General features: G+C 69.0%; 4 protein-coding genes. All 4 read right to left on the bottom strand.

The annotated features are described in order from the left end of the window. Positions 1 to 402, bottom strand: a 402-nt coding sequence (locus VFL64_RS20020) for a glycosyltransferase family 2 protein (RefSeq protein WP_489542147.1), incomplete at its 3' end; no start/stop codon positions are given. Beyond that, entirely contained in the window at positions 399 to 1,280 is an 882-nt protein-coding gene (locus tag VFL64_RS20015; protein WP_489542146.1) for a hypothetical protein, read from the bottom strand. The genes VFL64_RS20020 and VFL64_RS20015, both read right to left, overlap by 4 nt. A gap of 25 nt (positions 1,281 to 1,305) precedes the next feature. After that, positions 1,306 to 2,361: a GSCFA domain-containing protein gene (locus VFL64_RS20010; RefSeq protein WP_489542145.1), complete on the bottom strand. Its 1,056-nt coding sequence runs from the start codon at positions 2,359 to 2,361 to the stop codon at positions 1,306 to 1,308. Then, positions 2,348 to 3,169: a hypothetical protein gene (locus tag VFL64_RS20005; protein ID WP_489542144.1), complete on the bottom strand. Its 822-nt coding sequence runs from the start codon at positions 3,167 to 3,169 to the stop codon at positions 2,348 to 2,350. The genes VFL64_RS20010 and VFL64_RS20005 overlap by 14 nt, the downstream gene beginning before the upstream one ends. Positions 3,170 to 3,341: the final 172 nt, after the last annotated feature.

Raw genomic sequence — 3,341 nt, 5'->3', positions numbered from 1 at the left:
GGTGAGCCGGAAGTTGTAGAGCTTGAAGTTGACGAGGTTGTAGCCCGCGCCGTCCACGCGGTCCAGGCCTTCGCGCAGCGTGAGCTCGGGCCAGGGCGCGTAGCGGATCTCGTCGGCGTCGACGTGCAGGTACCAGTCGTGCCCGAGCTTGCGCGAGAGCTGCTCCTTCATGCGCAGCAGCGCCGTCCAGTCGTAGACCTCGCGGCCGTTCTCGTAGAAGCGGGCGGTCTCGATGTCGACCACACCGCGGCCGACCAGGTCGGCCACCACCTCGGCGGTGCCGTCGGTGGAGGCGTTGTCGATGATGTAGACGTTCACGCCGTGCGCGATCAGCTTGGTGACTGCTTCGCGGATCACGTCGGCCTCGTTGTAGACGGCCATCAGGGCGCAGGCGGTTTTCATGGGGTGACCTCGGGGGTGGCCTGGGCGGCCGCTTCGGCTTGGGCCTGCGCCCGCGCGTTGGCGCGGAAGCGCTCGCGCACCGCGGCGAACTCTTTCAGGTACTGCGGGAAGCCCTGTTCGCGGAAGGCCGTCTTGAGCGCATCGCTGACGATGGCTTCGCTGCGCGCGTTGCGCAGGCTGGTCTCCGACCACAGGAACTCGAAGGTATTGGCCGCCTGGGTGCGCCAGTGCGGCTGCGTGAACAGCAGGTACGAGGCCACGCGCTCCATCAGGAAGACCTTGCGTTGCGCGTCGCCAGGGTAGGTGGTGGGTGGTGTGAGCATGCGCTTGAGCGGCGTGTCCGGCCCTTCGCAGGCGGCGAAGAGCTGCTCGTTCAGGGCCAGCCATTCGCGCCAGAAGGCGGGGCGGGCGACGAAGTAGTTGCTGAAGACGATCTGGCGCGAGTCCATCACCATGCCGCGCAGCTCGGGGCCGGCGCGGCCCACCGACTGCAGGAAGGCGCTGAAGGCCTCGATGAGGCCGGGGTCGAAGGTCTCGCCCTGCTCGAACACGTTGAGGAAGAAGGCGCCCATGTCGGCCTGCGGCGAGAACAGGCACACGTCGGTGCTGGCCGCGTGCCGCTGCACGAAGGCCGTCACGCGCGCGTGCGAGAGGCCGGTCTTCTGGATGAACTTGGGGCTGAAGAAGCCGTAGAAGGCGTTCTCGTCCAGCGTCTCGGCCAAGAGGTGGCGGCGGATCGGCCAGTACTCGTACCAGTCGGGCCGCGGGTTCTGCAGGTTGTCGATGAAGTGGTAGCCCGGCTCGATCTGCGCCAGCGTGGCCTGCGAGTAGGCGATCTGGTACAGGTGGACGGGGGGCAGGGGGGCGGCGTCGGTCATGGAAGGTCGGTGAAGAAGTTGCGCTTCAGGGCCGGTCGTTGAGCAGCTCTTCGCACTCGACCTGGGCCGCCAGCGCCACCTGCTCGTGCAGGCTGGGCACACGGGGCTCGGGGGCGCGTGCCGCGGCGGCACCGGCCTCGACGAAGCTCGACGAGAAGACCCGCATCACGTGGTTCACGCCGCGCGGCGACACCTCGCGCAGGTCGGACTCCAGGTACTGGCCGAAGCTCTGCACGCTGGAGATGATCTCGAAGGACGGGAAGTACTCCACATGCGCGTGGGCATCGGCCGTGTCGCCGGCCGCAGCCCGCAGCACCGCCTTGGAGTAGCTCGATGCCACCAGCACCGGCTGGGCGGTGGCGGTGGCCACCAGCGGCACCGGCGAGACGGTGAGGATCCAGCGCAGTGCCGGATTCACCGATTGGATGAACTCCAGGCACCAGGCCAGGTCGGCTTCGATGCTCGCGTGCTTGAAGTTGACGAAGGCGTGGCGGCTGCCATCGAACTCGCCCGCCGCCGTGCCCGGGGCCACGGGGAAGACGATGCCGCTGTCGACCTCGACCCAGCCTTCGGTGAGGCCGAGCGTGAAGACGAACACGTCGCAGGTCTCGAACATGCGGCGCACGCAGGCCAGGTGGTAGCGGCGGTCGGCGGTCAGGTCGTCGAGGCTGGCATAGCCATTGGGCGTGATCTTCGGGCGCAGCAGGTCGAACCAGCGGCCCTTGTCCTGGCACACCGGCGAGGCCTCGGGCCGCAGGCCGAAGGCGTATTCGATCAACTGGCGCAGCTGGCGCACGGTGTAGAGGTTGGCGTAGCGCGCCGAGAACACGCCGTACTGCAGCTCGCGGGCGCGCTCGGCGCCCATGAAGGCGGGCGGCGTTTCCACCACGTGGTGGGCCAGGCCGAAGGTGGCCAGGCGCTTGGCCATGTGCTGCGCGAAGCAGCTGCCGGCGGTGGCGATGCGGTCGGAGGGCTTGAGCTTGAACTTGGTCTCGGGCTTGAACGCGAGTTCGGCCCACGACTGCACGCTGACGGTCTTGCGCCAGAAGTTGCCGTCGGGCAGGTGCTCATACGGGTGCATGCTGGAGCCTCCGCTTCATCTGCTGGCCCAGCGCCGCGCCGTAGTGTTCGTTGCCGTGCAGGCAGCCCCGGGCCCAGTCGGCGCGCAGGCCACCGGCCGGTGTGAGCGCTTCGCTGGGCACTGGCAGGCTCTCGATGCCGTAGGCGGCGAGGTCGCGGTTGAGCGTGCCGTACATCAGCTTGTACAGGCGCTGGCGCATCGCATACGGCTTGATGCCGTGGCGGGCGAAGAGGGGGCCGAAGCTCTCGACGTTGGCCTCGATGTGGGCCTGCGACTCGATCGGCGGCGGCGCCGGCACGTGCACGATGCGCGCCTTCGGAAAGTGCTGCTTCAGCGCGAGGTGGGTGCCGAAGAGCGGCGCGGCGATCTCGCGCACCCAGGCGGTGGCGTCTTCGAGCGAGACCCACTGGCGGCCGGCTTCGCAAAGGCTGTCGCCGTCGTTGAAGTCGGCGTGCGATGGGTCGTCCACCAGCCCGCTCATGGCGAACTCGTGGCCGCGCATCAGCGAGAAGATGCAGTCGGTGTCCTGGGGGATGCTGCCGAGCACGCGCGACAGCTCGGGCGGCATGTAGAGCACCTGGTCGCGCACGACGGGCGGGGCGCCGGCGGCGGGGGTGTTGTAGGCGACGAAACAGCCTTCCCAGCCGGGCAGGCCGCCGAAGTCGAGCCGGCCGGTGGCGGGCACGCCGGTCTCCCAGGCCACGCTGTACTTCTCGCGCAGGTCGCGCAGCGGGCCCACATAGCTGTGGATGATCCCGTAGAGGTGCGAGCTGCCGATGACGGCGAAGCGCTGGGTGGTGTCGGTCATGGCAGAGCCCATGCCTGGCCCGAAGGGCAGGGTGTTTGGAGGCTCTGTGATCCTAGGCGGCGGCCGGGCGGCCGAAGGCAGGAACAGGGGGCGGTTTCGGCCCTAGATCAGCGGTGCGGCGCGGCCGTCGTCCAGCGGTTGCAGGGTGCTGCGCTCCAGCGGGATCGGGGCG

Origin of the sequence: Rhizobacter sp. (assembly GCF_035702065.1) — a bacterium.
Classification (GTDB): Bacteria; Pseudomonadota; Gammaproteobacteria; order Burkholderiales; family Burkholderiaceae_C; genus Rhizobacter.
Note: the sequence above shows the minus strand (reverse complement) of the source record. Positions and strands in the feature narration are given on the sequence as shown.